The following is a 17,556-nucleotide window of genomic DNA, read 5'->3' as shown; positions in this document are numbered from 1 at the left end:
AACCTACGACCCTCTGATTAAAAGTCAGATGCTCTACCAACTGAGCTAATGGCTCGTAAGCTTAAGGAAAAATGGTTGGGGAACCTGGATTCGAACCAGGGCGTGACGGAATCAAAATCCGTTGCCTTACCGCTTGGCTATACCCCAATAAAAAATGGCGGTCCCGACCGGGATCGAACCGGCGATCTCCTGCGTGACAGGCAGGCATGTTAACCGCTACACCACGGGACCATTTGGTTGCGGGGGCAGGATTTGAACCTGCGACCTTTGGGTTATGAGCCCAACGAGCTACCGTGCTGCTCCACCCCGCGATAATATTATTATAAAAACTATGAGTACTACGCTTATAGACATCTGCATCGGCTTTCGCCAGCTTCGATGTTACTTGCCGTCTCGTACAGCTGAGTTATTACACCCTCGCGACTTCTTTATAGGAAGTTAAATTTCTGTGTCACTCTTGCGATTTCATTATTGTAAGTATAACATAGTTTATTAAAAATTGGTGACCCCTACGGGAATCGAACCCGTGTTACCGCCGTGAAAGGGCGGTGTCTTAACCGCTTGACCAAGGGGCCTTGGCTCCGAAGGTAGGACTCGAACCTACGACCATCGCATTAACAGTGCGGTGCTCTACCACTGAGCTACTTCGGAATAGTGTTGGTGAACTAATCGACTTTCCCTATTATAGTGAGGTATTTCATCCTCGTCAACTACTTTAGGACAATTTCTGCAAAGAATTATTATTGTACTTTTGATAATTGACCTGAACACTTGCCGCAGCGGTATTTGGCGGTATTTAAACGAATCTTCCGTCTATAAAGAAGGCCACATGAGACACAACTATAGACATGTTGAATAGCTCCGCTTTTTCTTTTTGCAGAACCTAAGTTTGCACAAAATCTCGGGGAATTAGTCATCTTTAATAAATATTTAAAATCTCTATCGCGATGCTTATACCCTTTTCCTTCTATATGAAGGTGATAGTGACAAAGTTCATGTCGAATAATTCCTTCAAGTTCTTCCTCACCATAAAGTTCTAATGATTTTGGATTAAGTTGAATGTGATGAGTTTGTAACATATATCGTCCACCGGTTGTTTTAAGTCGACTATTGAAATAGGCTTCATGCAGAAACGGTTTGTTAAAAACGTCTTCGGAGATTTTTATTACAAGTAGGTGAAGTTCTTCGTTTGTCATACGACCCATCCTTTGAATTCATTAAAACCTGCTTATTGATTAACAATAAGCAGGTTCCATATTAGTTTTTAATTACTGGGGGCAACATTGTTAATGAAATGCGTCCTTTTGTCTTTTCAACTTGTTCCACCCAAACAGTTACGATGTCTCCAAGTGCAACGACATCAAGTGGGTGTTTTACAAAACCTTTTTTTAATTTAGAAATGTGTACAAGCCCATCTTGTTTTACACCTATGTCTACGAATGCACCAAAATCAACGACATTGCGAACTGTCCCTTGTAGCTCCATGCCACTTGATAAGTCTTCCATTTGAAGAATATCAGTTTTGAGAAGCGGCTGCGGGAATTGATCACGGGGATCGCGGGTTGGTTTTTTCAGCGTGTCCACGATATCTTGCAAAGTTATTTCTCCCACTTCTAGTCTTTCGCTTAACTCTCTTAAATTCAACTCACTAAGGGCGAGTTCAGCATCTTTCGTTCCTATTTGTATTTTCGTTAGTCCTGCAGTTTTCAACACTTCTTCTGCACTTTTATAACTTTCCGGGTGAATACCAGTAGCATCAAATGGATTTTTGGCTTCTGGTATTCGTAAAAACCCAATAGCTTGCTCATACGTTTTTGCGCCTAAACGAGGAATTTTTTTCAGTTGAGCCCGTGATGTGAATTTACCGTTTTCATTTCGCATAATGATAACATTTTCAGCTACGGTCTTTGATAATCCTGAGACATATTGCAACAATGATGCTGATGCAGTGTTTATGTTTACGCCGACTTGGTTAACTGCTGTTTCTACTATAAAGGTTAATGACTCATTTAGTTTCTTTTGAGAGACGTCATGTTGATATTGACCAACTCCTACAGCTTTCGGTTCAATTTTCACTAGCTCAGAAAGGGGGTCTTGCAGTCTTCGAGCAATTGAAACAGCACTTCGTTGTTCGACTTGCAAATCAGGAAATTCCGCTCGGGCAGTATCTGAAGCTGAGTATACACTCGCACCAGCTTCATTGACAATTACGTATGCAATTTCACGATTGGCTTCTCTTAGACATTCCGCTATAAATTGTTCAGATTCTCGAGATGCCGTACCATTCCCAATTGCAATAATTGAAATTGGATAGCGGATTAATATGTCTAATATAGTTTTCTTAGACGCTTCTAATTTCGATTGCGGTGGATGCGGATAGATAACGGATACTTCTTGAAGTTTCCCTGTATCGTCTACGACAGCTAATTTGCACCCTGTTCGGTATGCTGGGTCTAGACCTAACACTACTTTCCCTTTTAAGGGTGGTTGTAGCAATAGATTTCGCAAGTTTACAGAAAAAATATGAATAGCTTGCGTTTCCCCTTTTTCTGTTAGTTCTGCGCGAATCTCCCGTTCAACTGAAGGTGCAATCAGGCGTTTGTAAGAGTCTTCAATTGCTTCAATTACATGTGAAATGCTTGGTGAAGAACTGTGCGTTGGAATCCACTCGTCCCGCATGACAGTTAAAATACGATCAGCCGGCGCATGCAAACTAACTTTCAAAATCTCTTCCTTTTCTCCTCGATTTACTGCAAGAACACGGTGAGGAACGATTTTTTTTACTGGCTCAGTGTAGTCATAGTACATTTCAAATACACTTTTTTCATCATCATCTTGTTTTTTCACTGATGAAACAATTGAGCCTTCAGCACGTGTTAAATTTCTAACTTTTTCACGAATTTTCGCATCATCAGCAAATTGTTCTGCTAATATATCCCGAGCACCTTGTAATGCTTCTTCTACATTCGCCACTTCTTTTTCTTCATTCACAAAGTCTTGCGCAAAGTCTTCAGGTTGTGTCTTCGAATAGTTAAATAAAAGATTAGCTAAAGGCTCTAGTCCTTTTTCTTTTGCAACGGTCGCTTTCGTTCTACGTTTTTGCTTATATGGTCGATATAAATCTTCTAGTCGTTGGAGGACAGAGGCTGCTAATATGGCCTGAGATAACTCTTCAGTCATTTTCCCTTGCTCATCAATTAAGCGAAGAACTTCCTCTTTTCGTTGTTCTATTTGTTGTATGTAACGATACCGATCTTCTACTGCTTTTATTTGAACTTCATCTAATGAGCCAGTTGCTTCTTTTCGATAGCGCGCTATGAAGGGAACTGTATTTCCTTCTTCAAGTAAATCCACGACTTGTTGAGCTTGCGCTGGTCGTATATTTATTTCTTTCGCAATTCGTTGCATCATTTCTTTTGCTTCCATATGACTCATCCTCTCTCTTTACACTTTACTATTGTAACAAAAAAACCCGCTCCATTTTATTGGAGCAGGCTAGCTGTGATAAATGTTGCATCGTCACCATTTTCAATTGTTGCACTTAACGTTTGATATAGTTCATATGCGTCTGAACTGTTTTGCATAACTTTTTTAGGATTTCTTAACACAACACCGTCCGAATGAAACAAGAACAAATCACCAGGATCATACGCAAATAATTGTGTGTTGAGTTTTTGATATCGTCCCGATAAATAACCCATTACAGGTAACGGGTAAATCATTTTATCGTCATCTTTTCGAGTCATATAGAATCTAATGTTTCCAACACAACTATATTCAATCGTTTTCACTAAAAAATCTACTTTAACAATCGCCACTACAGCACCACGTTTTTGAAACATTAATTCATTGCATCTGCGCATCAAATTATCAATTGTTTCATGATGATATTCACCTAAGATAACAGGAATAACATCAGCTGATTGTTTAGCAATTGGCCCACTACCTAAACCGTCAGCAATCGCACACAAAAAATAATCCTCATTCATATACGTAAAATACGTATCTCCTGATTCATAATTCCCTTCTTTTGCTTCTTGATAGACATATACTTCTAAATTAGTGTGTCGAATTGCTTTCATTTAGATGCTCCGCCAGCTGCTTGTATCGCTTCTTGTAATTTCTTTATGGCTTTACGTTGTAATCGAGAAACATGCATTTGAGAAATATCGAGTTTTTCGCCCGTTTCTTTTTGGCTCAACTGATCAATATATGTATACTGTATCACTTCTTTTTCTCGATTTGTAAGGACACTTAGCGCATTAGCTACTAACAAACGTTGGTCTGTTTTTTCGTAGCCATCATCTTTTTGACCAATAACGTCAAATAAAGTAATGCTACCTCCATCTGAATCCGATTCAAGAGAATGGTCCATTGACAGAGCTTGATAACTTCTACCCATCTCCATTGCCTCTAAAACATCATCTTCGTCAACTTCGAGGTATTCAGCGATTTCAATTACTTTTGGGGATCGTTGAAGCTCAGTTGTTAATGTTTCTACAGCTGATTTTATTCGCGGTCCTAATTCTTTAATACGCCGAGGAACATGAACAGCCCATGTCTTATCACGCAAAAAACGCTTGATTTCTCCAATGATTGTCGGAACGGCGAATGCTTCAAACGTTCTTCCAAAATCAGGATCGTATCGACGAATAGCACCAAGTAAACCTAACATGCCTACTTGAACGATGTCCTCGTGATACGATTTTCCGTTCGAATATTTGCGCGCAATCGATTGAACTAAGCGTTGGTAATTTAATACCAAATTGGTTTGTGCATCTTCATCTTCTGTTTCTTGATAGGCTTTAATCCACTCTAAGACCTGTTCTTTTGTTTGCTTATAATTAGGAGGAGATAGGTTCGACATTCTCTTCCACCTGCTCTACTCCGACATATTTTGTCATAAAGATCGTTACGCCGTCTTGATGGTGTACTTTCACTTCATCCATTAATGTCTCTATTAAATACAATCCTAGTCCACCTTCACGTAAAAATTGCACTTCTTGCTCTTCATGATAAGGTCCAACTTTAGCTTTCGTTTCTTCAAAGTTGAAGCTTTTGCCATGGTCTGCTACCATAATCTCAATTTTGTTAGGGTAAAGTGCACAGCCAACTACTACTTCGCCTTCATCGACTTCAGTATATGCATGCTGAACTGCATTTGTAATCGCTTCCGATGAAGCAATTTTCAAATCTTCGATATCATCGTAAGTAAACCCAATGCGACTTGCTAATCCCGAAATTGTTAAGCGCGCAACGCCTACATATTGAGATTTAGCAGGAACTCGAATTTCTACATAATCAAATGGTCTCATAATCAGTTTCCACCTTTATTATCTGTCTCAATGTCCATAATTGCTCCAAGACCCGTAATATCAAATAATCTTTTTAGACGAGGCGATAATCCAGTTAATTTAACATGGCCATTAATTGCATTAATATTTTTGAAAAAAGCAACGATTACTCCAAGTCCAGTACTATCCATATATGATACATCTGTCATATCTAATTGGGCATGTAAGCCTTCTTTTTTTTGCACTTCGGCTAACTTTTCCCGTAATGTTGGCGCAGTAAAAGCATCGATTTCTCCACTGATAATTCCTATTACAACGTTCTCTTCTTCTTTTAAAACGACTTGAATATTCATCTTCAGACACCCCGTCCATCTATAAAATCTTTAGTTACTCATTAATTACCACTTGTTCATACGTTTAAAACCTTTTAATTAGTTTTTTTAAAAATGACCAACGTAAAGTCATCACGAAGTTCGAAATTTTGCATTTTTTCTAATTCTTTAAACACTGTATCCACAATCGTTTGAGCAGATTCGTGATGCAAGGATTGAATTAATGAAGCGATAATTTTTTGTTCAATAAATCCTTCATCCGTTCTACATTCGGTTACACCGTCTGTCATCATAACGACAAAGTCGCCAGTCTCCATCTTCACATCGTGTTGCGCATATGTAACATTTGGAACGACACCTAGTAATAAGCCTTTTGCATGTAACTCAGAGAATTCGTCCTTCTGAGCATCATAAAAAAGAGCAGGTTCATGACCTGCCGAGGCATATGTAAGAATAGAATGTTCTACATTATATCGACCGTAAAACATGGATATAAACATATCGTCATTGACACCTTTTTCAACGATACGGTTTATAATATCTAGTACTTTTTTCGGATCCGTAGATGCATCCTGGAGACTATCCATTCCGTACTTAATCATGGACATACAAAGCGCGGCTGGAATACCCTTACCTATTACATCCGCCACCGCTACCCCTGCATTGTGATGATTATCACTGAGGAAATAAATGTAATCTCCATTCATTTTCCGTGCTGGTACAGATATGAGACCAATTTCAAGACCAGCAACTTGAGGAATAGTTGTTTTCAATAGCGTTTTTTGAACATTTGCGGCTAAATCTATTTCTACATTCAATTCTTTTTGGTGTTGCAGTAGACTTTGATGTTCGGAATGAGCAAGGCCATAACGAATCATCATTTCAATTAGGAAATCAAATGAATGCAATACTTCAGTTTGCAACTCCGGAAACATTTCTTCTAGAGCTGCCTTATGAACACTAATTACTTCTTCAGGAGCTACATTTTTTTTGATTAATTGACGACTGAAGTTCTGGCCTGCATATAAATTTTTCTCCGTTTGTTGCATTACATATTGTTTAAGTATTTCTTTATATTGTCTTTCAATTTCTCGAGGCATTGACCTCTAACCTCCTAGCGAATCCACTTGGTCGCTTTAATAACGGTTCCTTCTCCCACAACGGTGTCTATTTTAAAATCATCCATCAGACGTTTTACTCCAGGTACACCAGCGCCTAACCCACCAGAAGTAGAGTAACCATCTTCCAGCGCTTTTCTAACATCAGAAATTCCAGGACCTTCATCTGACGCAATAATAATAATGCCTACTCTTCTTCCATCAGATATACGTTCAATTTCAATTTTTCCTGTTCCTGCATATAAATAAATATTACGAGCTAGTTCACTGATTGCTGTCGTGATACGCGCTTGGTCAACCGTTCCAAAACCAACTTCTTTTGCTTCGTTACGACCAAGTTGCCTTGCAGCAACAATGTCCCACTCTGTTAAGATTTCTACAGATGACCGATATCCCATAATTATGCCTCCAATTTTCGATGGAGTTTTTCAAGACCATTCTCTAAATCTAACGCGGTTATGACACCTTCTAAACGAATACCTAATTCGATAAGGGTAATTGCGACTGCAGGTTGAATTCCAGTAATGACAACTTTTGCACCCATTAGTCCTGACATACTAATCACATCACCCAGTACTTTAGCGATAAAAGAATCAATAAAATCTATTGGTGTTAAATCAATTACAACTCCTCTAGCACTCGTTTCATGTAGTTTAGATAACAAATCTTCTTGAAATTGAAGTGCAGTTTGATCATCTAACTCCCATTGGACAGAGACAATAAGACAATCTTTTAGTTTTAATATGGGTATACGTAAGTTCAAGACTATTCCACCTCCACGATTTTACGATTTGTCCAAGCCAATGCTTGTTCAACACCACGTTGCAATGTGCTTGTTGTTGTAAAATCTTTTAGGTTTATACCTAAAGTAACGATTGTTTGTGCAATTTCGGGACGTATTCCAACGAGCATACACTTTGCACCAACTAAACGAACTGCATCAGCTGCTTGAATTATGTGATGTGCAACCATAGTATCAACAACAGGTACACCTGTAATATCTAATAACACAACTTCCGCACGGTGTTTAACTACACCTTCTAACAAATTCTCTATAATTAATTTTGCACGTTCAGTATCAATCGTCCCGACAAGCGGCATAACAGAAATCTTATCAAATACCGGAATTAATGATGCTGAGAGTTCTTGCAACGCCATTCTTTGTAATTGAACCGTACGTTCCCATGTTTTTGCATATGTCTCAAGAATTCCATCTCTCATTGGTGAAATCCAATTAGTGAAGATCATTACATATTCTTTCAAGTTTTGTTCGTTGATAGTTTTGTTTTTTTCTAACATCTCATAGACTACTTGTGCAAAATGATTAATTGCTGACATCACAAAGCTAATAGACCAACCAAAACGCACCACTTTGTTAGTAAACTCTTTTAAGCGATTATCATAATCATTTTCACCCTCAAAAAGATTAGAAATCATTAACTCCGCAAATTCACGACTTGTTTTAGTGATGACATCTTGAGACATTACTTGAAAGAAACGTTCATCTGAATCATCTTTCATCAACTCTTGCCATTCTACTAATATTTCTTCTATATTATCTTGCATGAATGTAGTCATTTTCTTATTCATACTCTCTTGTAAAACCTCCTTAAATTATTTGATAGCTACATTATATTCTAACGGAAAATAGCTAGCTATACACGTATTTTAATTGCTCACAAAAAAACATCGCACAGGAAATTTCCGGTACGATGTTTTTCCAATATGTATATTCAAAACTTTACAAGACCAAGACTTATTTCTAGCGCCTCATCGACTTCTTCCATCAGAACATCATCCAGCTGAGTAATTTTATCAGTCAGCCGCGATTTATCAATCGTACGCAATTGTTCAAGCAAAATAACGGAATCCCGTTCAAATCCATACTTTTTAGCATTGATTTCCACATGTGTTGGTAATTTTGCTTTTTGAATTTGCGCCGTGATAGCCGCAATGATGACTGTTGGGCTGAAACGATTTCCGATATCGTTTTGAATCACCAGAACGGGTCTAGTCCCACCTTGTTCAGACCCGACTACTGGCGATAAGTCAGCAAAAAAAACGTCACCACGTTTTACGTTCAAGATTTCATCCTCCGCTTACAAGTCGCTCCACAGTATGCTCCGCTTCATATTCCAAATGCAGACACTCGCTTGCAATGGACAAGTTAATCTGCGACATTTCTACGTAGCCCTTGATCATCGCTTCTCGTATAAGATTTGGTTGAACTTGTTTAATTGATTTTTTTGTCGAAATATAAACAAACTCTTCTGGCTTAGCCAGTTGTTGTTCTTTCTGTTTATCAAGATTGTTCACAAATTGTCTTGGAAGTTTCACAATAACTTCCTTTGTTTTTCTCTTTTCATTCACAGTAAACACCTCCGACAAACCCGTCCCTCTTTTCAATACATTTCTATCTTACCATTTGAAACATACAATGAGAAGACAAAGAAGGAAAATATCTGACAATATTATTAGTTTGGTCGGTTTATGTCGAAAGTTATGGTGTGTATGTCCTCGGCACTCGACTCGTAAGTACACAAGGAATTTCGTATGAAATTGTTTGCAATTTTTGTGCCCATTCTTCAATGGTTACTTGTTCCGTTCCTTGTCTTCCAATTAACGTAACTCGTTCTCCAATGTTAACCTGTTCAGGCAAACGTACCATGCATTGATCCATGCATATTTTACCAACAATTGGCATCCGCTTTCCTTGAATTAACACTTCTTGTCCACTCAACCCTCTCAGCATTCCATCTGCGTAACCGATTGGAAGGGTTGCAATCCATTCATTTTCACTAGCGGTGTAAATTGCTCCGTAACTAACGGAAGATCCTGCACATACTTTTTTTACATGTACAACTTCCGTATGCAAGCTCATGGCTTGCACTAATGGAAAAGGGAGTTCTTTTTTTACATGTTCCGAAGGTAATAATCCATACATGGAGATGCCAAATCTTACGGCATCAAATAAAGAATCCATATGAATTAATGAAGCTGCACTATTCGCAGCATGTATACACCTCGGTCGTTTAGGAAAGTGTTGCAAAAACAGTTTAAACTTTGTCAATTGGTTAGAGAAATGATTGATGTCTTCTTCATCGGCCGTTGCGAAATGTGTAAAAACACCATCTATGATTACGTCTTGTCGTTGTTGAATGGTTTGAATAAGCATGTCTAATTCTGATTCTGTTGTTATGCCTAGCCTTCCCATACCTGTATCAATTTTAATATGTACTTTTAGCTTTTTAGGTAAGGGTGGAATGTGAAGAAACCAATCTTTTTGAAATACAGTTACTGTAATATCGTGTTCGCTAGCCACATTAGCAAATGAAGGGGAGGATGCACCAAGTACAAGAATGGGCGATTCGATGCCATTTTTACGCAATCGAATCGCTTCATCTGGTGTGGCAACGGCAAGCATACTTACCCCAGCTTCTAATGCAGTCTTTGACACTTCAAGATCACCGTGGCCATAAGCATTTGCTTTAACTACTGCAATTACCTCTACGGAATGACTGATATGTTTCTTCAGATTAAGTATGTTCATTTTTATAGCATTCAAATCAATTTGTGCAAATGTTGGTCGATAAAAATTAGTTGGCTGCATGTTGTTCATTCCTCATTTAGGGTTCGATAGTTAGTGTGGTATATTTATTTCGACTCACTTACTGTCATAGAAGATGCGACAGTCATCATTTCTTCACGTGACATTGAATCTGATGCTAAGAAGAATTGAACGCCATCTTGTTCCCAAGTAATTGATTGATCCGTTATTGCACCAATCACAAAACCTAAATCGGCAGGATCACCAGCTGCAAATACAGGGACTAAGTCTACATCCTTCTTAACAATTGGAGATTGAATAATTGTAAATTCTTTGTTACCACCATATGTTAATATTACTCGCTCTTGTTTGTCATCTTTAATCACTTTTTCTTCGACCATATTTATGCCTTCCCATTGAAGTGAAGGATAGTGAGTTTGGAATACTGGTAATTCAGTATCGGTACTCGCTGTTTCGTTTTTAGTCGTGTCTTCAGGCATATCTGCTTTGTAATCAGCGGCACTTCTTGAAGTACCTAAAGTAATCTTATCAAATGTGATACTTATTTGTTCTTCTTTTTGATCATTTAAAATGAAAACTTTTGTTGGTAGCAATGATTTCTTACTAATATGGATTTTTTGTGTAGGCAACATCTTTTGATGACTGTTTCTAGTTTTGGTTTCAAAGACATACGAATTCTTGGTTTCTGTCATCACCGAATCTTTATCAGCTTTAATATCTTGTGCTAGTGAACCAATTAAATAGGCTTGACTATTTTTCTCAGGCCAATCGCTTTGGAATTTATAAGTCTTCCCTAGCGTCGGTGTAATAACAAATACACCTTCTTTATTTCTTACAATTGTTTGTGATACATCTTCACCTGTTTGACTAACCTTCACACGATAAAACTCAGGTTTCGTGTGCCACACACTCACTTCATAAAGACGAGGTTCTGAACCGGTACTAATTTTCATTTTCGCGTCTAACTCATAGCCTTTTGTCTCAACCCATTTTGTACTCAACTTCTTTAATACATCTTCTTTCGACTCAGCACCACAAGCTGATAATAATAACACCAACAATAATATTAATCCTACATATAAACGGTTACGCAATAAATCCACCCTTTCTCATATCGATCCGTTAAAACATCTTATGAAACAGGGACAGGGATTATTCAACCAATATTACTTGTGCTGCTGCAAATTGTTTTGTATGGGTGATACTTACATAGCCTTTTACTTCGTGACCTTTAAAATACAACATAGGCTTTCCATTTTCGTTTGGTAACACTTCAATATCTAGAAAGCTGCAATTCCTACCTATCCCTGTTCCTAGTGCCTTTGCAAAAGCCTCTTTAGCAGCAAAGCGACCAGCCAAGAATTCAAGTTGTCTCTTTTCTGACAGTTCGGCAAAGCGTCTTAATTCACGGACAGATAAAATGCGCTGTTTAAATTTTAAAGTGTGGAAATGTACAGTCTTTATTCGCTCTATTTCAGTTACATCTAAGCCGATTCCCAAAATCATGAAATACTTCTCCTTTCATCCTATTGTAGTTTCACGGTATAATACACGCATACAAATATGAGGTGAAGATATGTTTAGTCGAACTGAAAATTTTTCCCAATACATTAAGCTATACCCAGTTGTCTCCATAATTATTGCAATCAACATTATTATCCATCTAGTATCACTGGTCCCTTACCTCGGAAATTTCATATTTATTTATGGAGCGGGAGCTAATTATTTAATTTCTGATGGACAGTGGTGGCGCTTTATTACCCCTATGTTTCTACATGCTGGATTTGTACATTTATTATTTAATATGTTTTCATTATTTTTATTTGGACCCGAACTTGAAAAACTTACAGGAAAAGTTCGCTTTTTAACCCTTTATTTTATGGCCGGATTGTTTGGTACCGTCGCGACGTTCGTATTGCAGGATGCTAACTATGTACATGTCGGGGCAAGTGGGGCAATCTACGGAATTCTTGGTGCATTTGGCGGTCTCGTCTACTATGCACGAAATAAATTACCTCAACTCAGTCAAATTATTGTACCCATCATTATCATCAGTATCGTGATGACTTTCTTAACACCCAATATTAACATTACAGCTCATTTAACAGGGTTAGCAGTTGGCTTCTTAATTGGCTTGGTATTTTTTAAACCTAAAGGTAAAGCTAACGTCAACTGGAAAAATAGAAAAAGATAGGACAGCCGTTATTATGGCTGTCCTTTTTTTTCGTCTACATAACCAGATGGTTCATACCAATTCATTACTTCTTCAATATATTCTACTTCTAAATGTTCTACTTTTGCCGTTGCGCCAAGCACTCCTGATTTTATCGTCGTTTCTATAGAAGCCAACGCTTTTCTTTTTTGAAATGGACTTTGTCTCATCTCAAGTGATTGCATGCGTTTCTTTTCAATGAAAAACGTATATTTACTAATCCCACGGTATTGTAAGGACAGCTGATTTTTTGTGAGGTAAAGTGCTGCTGATCGGTACTGCCATAAGCCAAGTATAAAGATCACTGGAGCCAATAGTAGCGAAAACAAACCATATGGGTAGTAGAAGTAACTAATACCGACCATGATTGGGATCACCCAAAGAAAATCAAGTCGATAATAAAATGGTTTAGCCCTTTTTGGAGCACTTGTCCATATTGGGTCAAAATCAAAATCAGCAAATAACTTATTTAATGGTTGTCTGATTTTATTTTTCTTCACAAGTGGAAACAAACGAATTTTTTCATCTCGATCATTGATTGAGCCTCCAGCACTTTCAACAATTACTGTACAATACCCGAATAGTTGTCTTAACGGATTTTCCACAATTCGAATGCCTTGTACTCGACCAATGGGAATGGTGACTTTTTTCTTTTCTAACAAGCCTCGTGACAATACAATTTGGTCTTCTTCTTGAACTATTGTAAATTGATAATAGTTTAGTGTGGTAATAATTACAGAGAACACCCATGCAATTATTAGGAAAACAAAGATCATTAGAGCCACAATAAAAACGCCAAATTTTAAAAACACCACGACTTCATCATAAATTTTCTCATAGGGAATCAACTCTGAAAATTGAGTTAAGAAAACCGCGAGCCCTGAAATTACTACACCAATACCACCTGACGTAGTGGCAAGTATTAGAAGATCTTTCATAGACATTTTAAAAATTGGTATACTCGGCACAATAGCCAATTCTTCCAGTTGTTGCCCTACTATTTCTCCATTTTCATCTGTTGATTTATTAGTTTTTCGCTTTTTGGCAAGAGCTAGCTCTGTTTCAATTTGCTTTGCAGCTTCTTTTGTAATTGCTGTCAATTCTGCTTCCGGTTCTGTCGAGACGCCAGAACCAGCCGTCTCGATTGTTACTTTCACTAGCTTAAAAGGTCGATGTAATATACTTTCTGTATAATTAAAACTTTGAATACGATCAAAAGGAATGTATCTTTTCTTCTTAACAAATAGTCCATATTCAATACGTAACTCATCGTCTTCAAACCAATAAATAAACCGTTTCCATTTGATGATTCCACTTACTAGAACAAGCACTAAAACGACGATTCCAATTACATAAGGGATGTAATTCGTCCAATGCTCATCATTTGATGGAGAACCACCTTGAAATCTATTTGCTACAAAAATAATGATAAAAGGAAAGATGAGATCTTTTAGACCTTTTATAAAATTAACAACTGCCGATATCGGGTGAAGTTGATAACGTTCTTTAGACATCATCTTCCGCCACCCTTGCAAGTACCGAAATACGACTTCTCAGTTCATCAGCTTCACTCGTGATAAGTGCTGGAATCGTATGGCTTGTTGCTGCTGTAGAAATCGTAATAGACGCTAAATTGTATCTTCGTAAAATTGGCCCTTGTTGTGTGTCTACATGCTGTACTCGAATCATTGGCACTAAAGTTCTTTTGACGATAAAAAGTCCATATTGAAGTTCAATCTCTTGTTCTCGAACCTCATATCTCCATCGAAGCCATCGTAATTTCGGAAATAAATAAACAAATACATATGTATATAATAGTGGGATCGTTATAATAATCACCAATAACCACAAAGGACCTTCTAACCACCAGTTTAAAACCCCTGCTCCTACTGCTATTAACAGCACTACTGCTGATTGCATTACTCCATATAATCGCCATACTTTTAATCCTTTTGGTGAAATTCGATTAATTGGCTCTTTTCTCATATAAACACCTACTTTCTTCTATAAATACTATTTTACAGGAAAAATGATTTAAGAAAAGCGCAAATTGCCTTCTAGCTCATCACCCTGAAATGTGAAACTAGCCTAGAAAGTCGGACTCTAGCGCTGTAGCCTCTGATTCAAAAACATGAATTCGAATCAATTATATGTTGAAAGGTGAAAATCTGTCTTTCTGCCTCCATAAAGAAGCCCTCGAGCTGACGATTGGAGCTAGACATAACCGTTCTAAGCTCGAAGGTGTTACATTAGAAAACTTATATTTTTTTTCATCAAAAAAAATATCACAGCCCAATTGGACTGTGATATTTGTTTATTTATTAGCTTTCGCGACGTGAAGATGAACGTGGACGTCCACCGCGGTTTGCAGAGCCATCACGTGATGATGAACTACTTCCATCACGGCTACCACTAGGACGACGAGCTCCGCTACGATCTGAACTAGAACTACGGTCTGAACTACGACCTGAACCAGATGAAGGGCGTCCTCCGCCACTACGGTTGTTTCCTTTATAGCCACCGCCACCACTGCGTCCGCCACCACTTCCACCTTTACGAGATGGTAATGGACGTTCTTCAGAGATTGAAACCGGCGTATCATTTGGTTCGCGAGTCATTGATTTTAATGCCGCTGCAACAACATCAAGTGCTTCATATTTCTCAAGTAATTCCGTTGCAAATGCACGGTAATCACCAATACTGTTTTTGTCTACCATTTCTCCAAGTGATTCAACAGCTAAACGTTGTTGTCCAACTAGAGCCTCATCAGAGCTTGGTGGACGAAGTGGTGACATACGTTTTTTCGTTGTTTCTTCAACGATACGTAAGTAACCCATTTCACGTGGAGAAACAAAAGTTACTGCCACACCACTTTTACCAGCACGGCCTGTACGACCAATACGGTGTACATAGCTTTCTGGGTCTTGAGGAATATCATAGTTATAAACGTGTGTTACGCCTGTAATATCAAGTCCACGTGCAGCTACGTCAGTAGCAACTAGGATGTCAATTTTGTTTTCTTTAAATTGTTTTAACACAGACATACGCTTAGCTTGGCTTAAATCACCGTGAATACCTTCAGCAATATAACCACGAATGCTTAGTGCATGTGATAATTCATCAACGCGGCGTTTTGTACGACCAAAGATGATTGCAAGTTCAGGTTGGTGAACGTTAAGAACGCGTGATAGAATATCGAATTTTTCACGTTCTTGTGACTGAACGTAGAATTGCTCGATGTTTTCTACTGTCATTTCTTTTGATTGAATTTTAACGATTTCTGGGTTTTTCATGAATTTTTCAGCAATTTTACGAATTGCTGTCGGCATTGTTGCAGAGAATAACAATGTTTGACGATCTTCAGGAACACTTTCCAAAATTTTAGTGATATCTTCAATGAAGCCCATGTTGAGCATTTCATCCGCTTCGTCTAAAATAAGCGTTTGAACGTTATCAAGTTTTAAAGTACGACGGTTAATATGGTCTAAAAGACGACCAGGTGTACCAACGATTACATGTGGGTTGTTTTTTAGTGCACGGATTTGACGTCCAATTTCTTGTCCACCATAAACAGATAAAATTTTCACTCGTTTGTCTTGACCGAGTTTGTAAATTTCTTCTGAAACTTGGATCGCTAATTCACGTGTTGGTGCAATAATTAAACCTTGAATATTTGAGTTTTTAGGGTCAATTTTTTCAATCAATGGAATACCAAACGCAGCTGTTTTACCAGTTCCTGTTTGTGCTTGACCGATGATATCGCGGCCTTCCATTCCGAATTTAATTGTACCTTCTTGAATTGGTGTTGCTTCTTCAAAACCCATACGTTTTACGGATTTTAATGTTGATGCACTAATATTTAACTCTGAAAAATTTGTCAAAATTTTAATCTCCTTTTTCTTTACAATTACAAAGGGTTACATTTTCAGGATGAAGTTGCGGCAAATTCGAGCCTATAAGAGGAACGTTTCCGTTACTTAAAATTCTCTGTAGAATTATCAGAGGGGACTTATATTTAAAGGAAAGCCCGGTTTTTGCCGAGCGGTTCGATCATGGGGAGTATGTTTCAAAACGTTTTATAAAACAACGCTGTCTCTTGTGACCTGTTGGTAGCTACGTTTTTTAGAACGTGGCTATTATGAAAGTTCACAGTTTTGATGTTTGAAACTAAACATCCTACCCTAAAAAATTGAACAAACCGTTATGTTCAAAAAAAAGACCTCTTCTTAATACGAAGAGTCTTTGCACAAAATGTATCCATTGCTTTAAATACTTTAACATGTTTAAAGACGATATGCAATTAATCAGCCACAGTCATAATAATTAGTTTTCTGTTTCACTTGCAAAAAGCTAAACACTTTAGCGAACCATTCTTCGCTATCGTCACTGTAACAAATAAGATGCTTCCCATTTTCTGATGTAACAAGATATTTTTCATCCGAACCTAAAGAATCATACAAATGCTGTGCGGTGGTAAATGGAACTATACCATCTTTTTGTCCTTGCACGATGCATACTGGAACTTTAATCGATTTGTAGTATGGTTCTACCATTTTTACAATACGCAAAAACTCAATCGCGGATCGAATTGGCGTATGAGTTAATTTGTATTCGTATAAATGATAAATCGTATTGGTCGAAAGTTTCCCTTGTACCGCATCTGTCATAATATCTTTAACATCTGCTATTAGTTGTCCGCCACTAATGTATTTTGCGGCTGCACTAAGGAGTACTAATCGGTCAATTTTATATCGCTTAGACAAATATAGGGCAATTAATCCCCCCATAGAAAAACCAACAATCACAACTCGCTGTACTTGTTTTTGCAATAATCTTAACGCTTGCTCAGCTTCCATCATCCAATTCTCTGCTGTTAACTCAGTTAATGAAAGTGTGGAGCCATGACCAGGTAATGTAGGAACTTTGACAAGCCAATCCGTCTTCTCTTCTATATATTGCACAAAAGGTTGTATTTCATACGGACCTCCTGTAAAGCCATGAATACATAATACTCCCGTTTTCATTTACACAC

Annotated in this window: 20 protein-coding genes and 6 tRNA genes (1 of these 26 running past the window's edge); 1 reads left to right on the top strand and 25 read right to left on the bottom strand. The window is 37.8% G+C overall.

The window, feature by feature from the left end; genetic code table 11:
* The 21 genes from E2636_RS02275 to acpS form a co-directional block, all read right to left on the bottom strand.
* Positions 1 to 55, bottom strand: a tRNA-Lys gene (locus E2636_RS02275) (it extends 18 nt beyond the left edge of the window).
* A gap of 17 nt (positions 56 to 72) precedes the next feature.
* A tRNA-Gln gene (locus E2636_RS02270) sits at positions 73 to 147 on the bottom strand.
* Between the two features lie 8 nt (positions 148 to 155).
* Positions 156 to 231 (bottom strand) — tRNA-Asp (locus E2636_RS02265).
* Positions 232 to 234: 3 nt separating this feature from the next.
* A tRNA-Met gene (locus E2636_RS02260) sits at positions 235 to 311 on the bottom strand.
* A gap of 189 nt (positions 312 to 500) precedes the next feature.
* A tRNA-Glu gene (locus tag E2636_RS02255) sits at positions 501 to 575 on the bottom strand.
* A 1-nt stretch (position 576) separates the two neighbouring features.
* Positions 577 to 651: transfer RNA gene (locus tag E2636_RS02250), tRNA-Asn, on the bottom strand.
* An 89-nt stretch (positions 652 to 740) separates the two neighbouring features.
* Entirely contained in the window at positions 741 to 1,196 is a 456-nt protein-coding gene (locus E2636_RS02245) for a SprT family protein (RefSeq protein WP_134208636.1), read from the bottom strand.
* A gap of 61 nt (positions 1,197 to 1,257) precedes the next feature.
* A complete protein-coding gene (locus E2636_RS02240) occupies positions 1,258 to 3,426 on the bottom strand; it encodes a Tex family protein (RefSeq protein ID WP_134208634.1) in 2,169 nt (722 codons plus the stop codon).
* A 56-nt stretch (positions 3,427 to 3,482) separates the two neighbouring features.
* The gene (locus E2636_RS02235; protein WP_134208632.1) at positions 3,483 to 4,082 is read right to left on the bottom strand and encodes a PP2C family serine/threonine-protein phosphatase; all 600 of its coding nucleotides are present in this window, start codon (positions 4,080 to 4,082) and stop codon (positions 3,483 to 3,485) included.
* Positions 4,079 to 4,867 (bottom strand): RNA polymerase sigma factor SigB, encoded by a 789-nt coding sequence (gene sigB, locus E2636_RS02230; protein ID WP_134208631.1) that lies wholly within the window; start codon positions 4,865 to 4,867, stop codon positions 4,079 to 4,081. The genes E2636_RS02235 and sigB overlap by 4 nt, the downstream gene beginning before the upstream one ends.
* Positions 4,845 to 5,315: an anti-sigma B factor RsbW gene (gene rsbW, locus E2636_RS02225; protein WP_134208628.1), complete on the bottom strand. Its 471-nt coding sequence runs from the start codon at positions 5,313 to 5,315 to the stop codon at positions 4,845 to 4,847. The genes sigB and rsbW overlap by 23 nt, the downstream gene beginning before the upstream one ends.
* Before the next feature lie 2 nt (positions 5,316 to 5,317).
* The gene (locus E2636_RS02220; protein ID WP_134208626.1) at positions 5,318 to 5,647 is read right to left on the bottom strand and encodes an anti-sigma factor antagonist; all 330 of its coding nucleotides are present in this window, start codon (positions 5,645 to 5,647) and stop codon (positions 5,318 to 5,320) included.
* A gap of 74 nt (positions 5,648 to 5,721) precedes the next feature.
* The gene (locus E2636_RS02215; protein ID WP_134208623.1) at positions 5,722 to 6,726 is read right to left on the bottom strand and encodes a PP2C family protein-serine/threonine phosphatase; all 1,005 of its coding nucleotides are present in this window, start codon (positions 6,724 to 6,726) and stop codon (positions 5,722 to 5,724) included.
* 14 nt (positions 6,727 to 6,740) lie between these two features.
* A complete protein-coding gene (locus E2636_RS02210) occupies positions 6,741 to 7,142 on the bottom strand; it encodes an anti-sigma regulatory factor (protein WP_134208621.1) in 402 nt (133 codons plus the stop codon).
* Positions 7,143 to 7,144: 2 nt separating this feature from the next.
* Positions 7,145 to 7,507, bottom strand: coding sequence for an STAS domain-containing protein (locus tag E2636_RS02205; RefSeq protein ID WP_134208619.1), 363 nt, complete (start codon positions 7,505 to 7,507; stop codon positions 7,145 to 7,147).
* Positions 7,508 to 7,509: 2 nt separating this feature from the next.
* Positions 7,510 to 8,334, bottom strand: coding sequence for an RsbT co-antagonist protein RsbRA (locus E2636_RS02200; protein ID WP_017380016.1), 825 nt, complete (start codon positions 8,332 to 8,334; stop codon positions 7,510 to 7,512).
* Between the two features lie 143 nt (positions 8,335 to 8,477).
* Positions 8,478 to 8,828 carry a type II toxin-antitoxin system PemK/MazF family toxin gene (locus E2636_RS02195; RefSeq protein WP_016429759.1) on the bottom strand — a complete coding sequence of 117 codons (351 nt, stop codon included), beginning with the start codon at positions 8,826 to 8,828 and terminating at the stop codon, positions 8,478 to 8,480.
* Positions 8,829 to 8,832: 4 nt separating this feature from the next.
* A complete protein-coding gene (locus tag E2636_RS02190; RefSeq protein ID WP_026045638.1) occupies positions 8,833 to 9,114 on the bottom strand; it encodes a hypothetical protein in 282 nt (93 codons plus the stop codon).
* A gap of 130 nt (positions 9,115 to 9,244) precedes the next feature.
* Positions 9,245 to 10,354, bottom strand: coding sequence for an alanine racemase (gene alr, locus E2636_RS02185; RefSeq protein WP_134208617.1), 1,110 nt, complete (start codon positions 10,352 to 10,354; stop codon positions 9,245 to 9,247).
* Between the two features lie 44 nt (positions 10,355 to 10,398).
* A complete protein-coding gene (locus E2636_RS02180) occupies positions 10,399 to 11,406 on the bottom strand; it encodes a LolA family protein (RefSeq protein ID WP_134208614.1) in 1,008 nt (335 codons plus the stop codon).
* A gap of 58 nt (positions 11,407 to 11,464) precedes the next feature.
* Positions 11,465 to 11,818 carry a holo-ACP synthase gene (acpS, locus tag E2636_RS02175; protein WP_134208612.1) on the bottom strand — a complete coding sequence of 118 codons (354 nt, stop codon included), beginning with the start codon at positions 11,816 to 11,818 and terminating at the stop codon, positions 11,465 to 11,467.
* 70 nt (positions 11,819 to 11,888) lie between these two features.
* Here acpS and E2636_RS02170 point away from each other — a divergent pair, with 70 nt between their 5' ends.
* Entirely contained in the window at positions 11,889 to 12,506 is a 618-nt protein-coding gene (locus E2636_RS02170; protein WP_134208610.1) for a rhomboid family intramembrane serine protease, read from the top strand.
* Between the two features lie 11 nt (positions 12,507 to 12,517).
* Here the strand turns inward: E2636_RS02170 and E2636_RS02165 are convergent, their stop codons facing one another.
* The 4 genes from E2636_RS02165 to E2636_RS02150 form a co-directional block, all read right to left on the bottom strand.
* Complete coding sequence (locus E2636_RS02165) at positions 12,518 to 14,041, bottom strand: PH domain-containing protein (RefSeq protein WP_208324130.1); 1,524 nt, start codon at positions 14,039 to 14,041, stop codon at positions 12,518 to 12,520.
* Positions 14,031 to 14,510, bottom strand: coding sequence for a PH domain-containing protein (locus E2636_RS02160; RefSeq protein WP_134208606.1), 480 nt, complete (start codon positions 14,508 to 14,510; stop codon positions 14,031 to 14,033). Before E2636_RS02160 ends, E2636_RS02165 begins: the two co-directional genes overlap by 11 nt.
* Positions 14,511 to 14,845: 335 nt before the next feature.
* Positions 14,846 to 16,405 (bottom strand): degradosome RNA helicase CshA, encoded by a 1,560-nt coding sequence (locus E2636_RS02155; protein ID WP_134208604.1) that lies wholly within the window; start codon positions 16,403 to 16,405, stop codon positions 14,846 to 14,848.
* Between the two features lie 423 nt (positions 16,406 to 16,828).
* Positions 16,829 to 17,548 carry an alpha/beta hydrolase gene (locus tag E2636_RS02150; RefSeq protein WP_134208602.1) on the bottom strand — a complete coding sequence of 240 codons (720 nt, stop codon included), beginning with the start codon at positions 17,546 to 17,548 and terminating at the stop codon, positions 16,829 to 16,831.
* Positions 17,549 to 17,556 lie beyond the last annotated feature (8 nt).

The sequence above is a fragment of the Paenisporosarcina antarctica genome (genome assembly GCF_004367585.1).
In the GTDB taxonomy this organism is placed as follows: Bacteria; Bacillota; Bacilli; order Bacillales_A; family Planococcaceae; genus Paenisporosarcina; species Paenisporosarcina antarctica.
The sequence above is the reverse complement of the archived record's forward strand: the minus strand, read 5'-3'. Positions and strand labels throughout refer to the sequence as shown.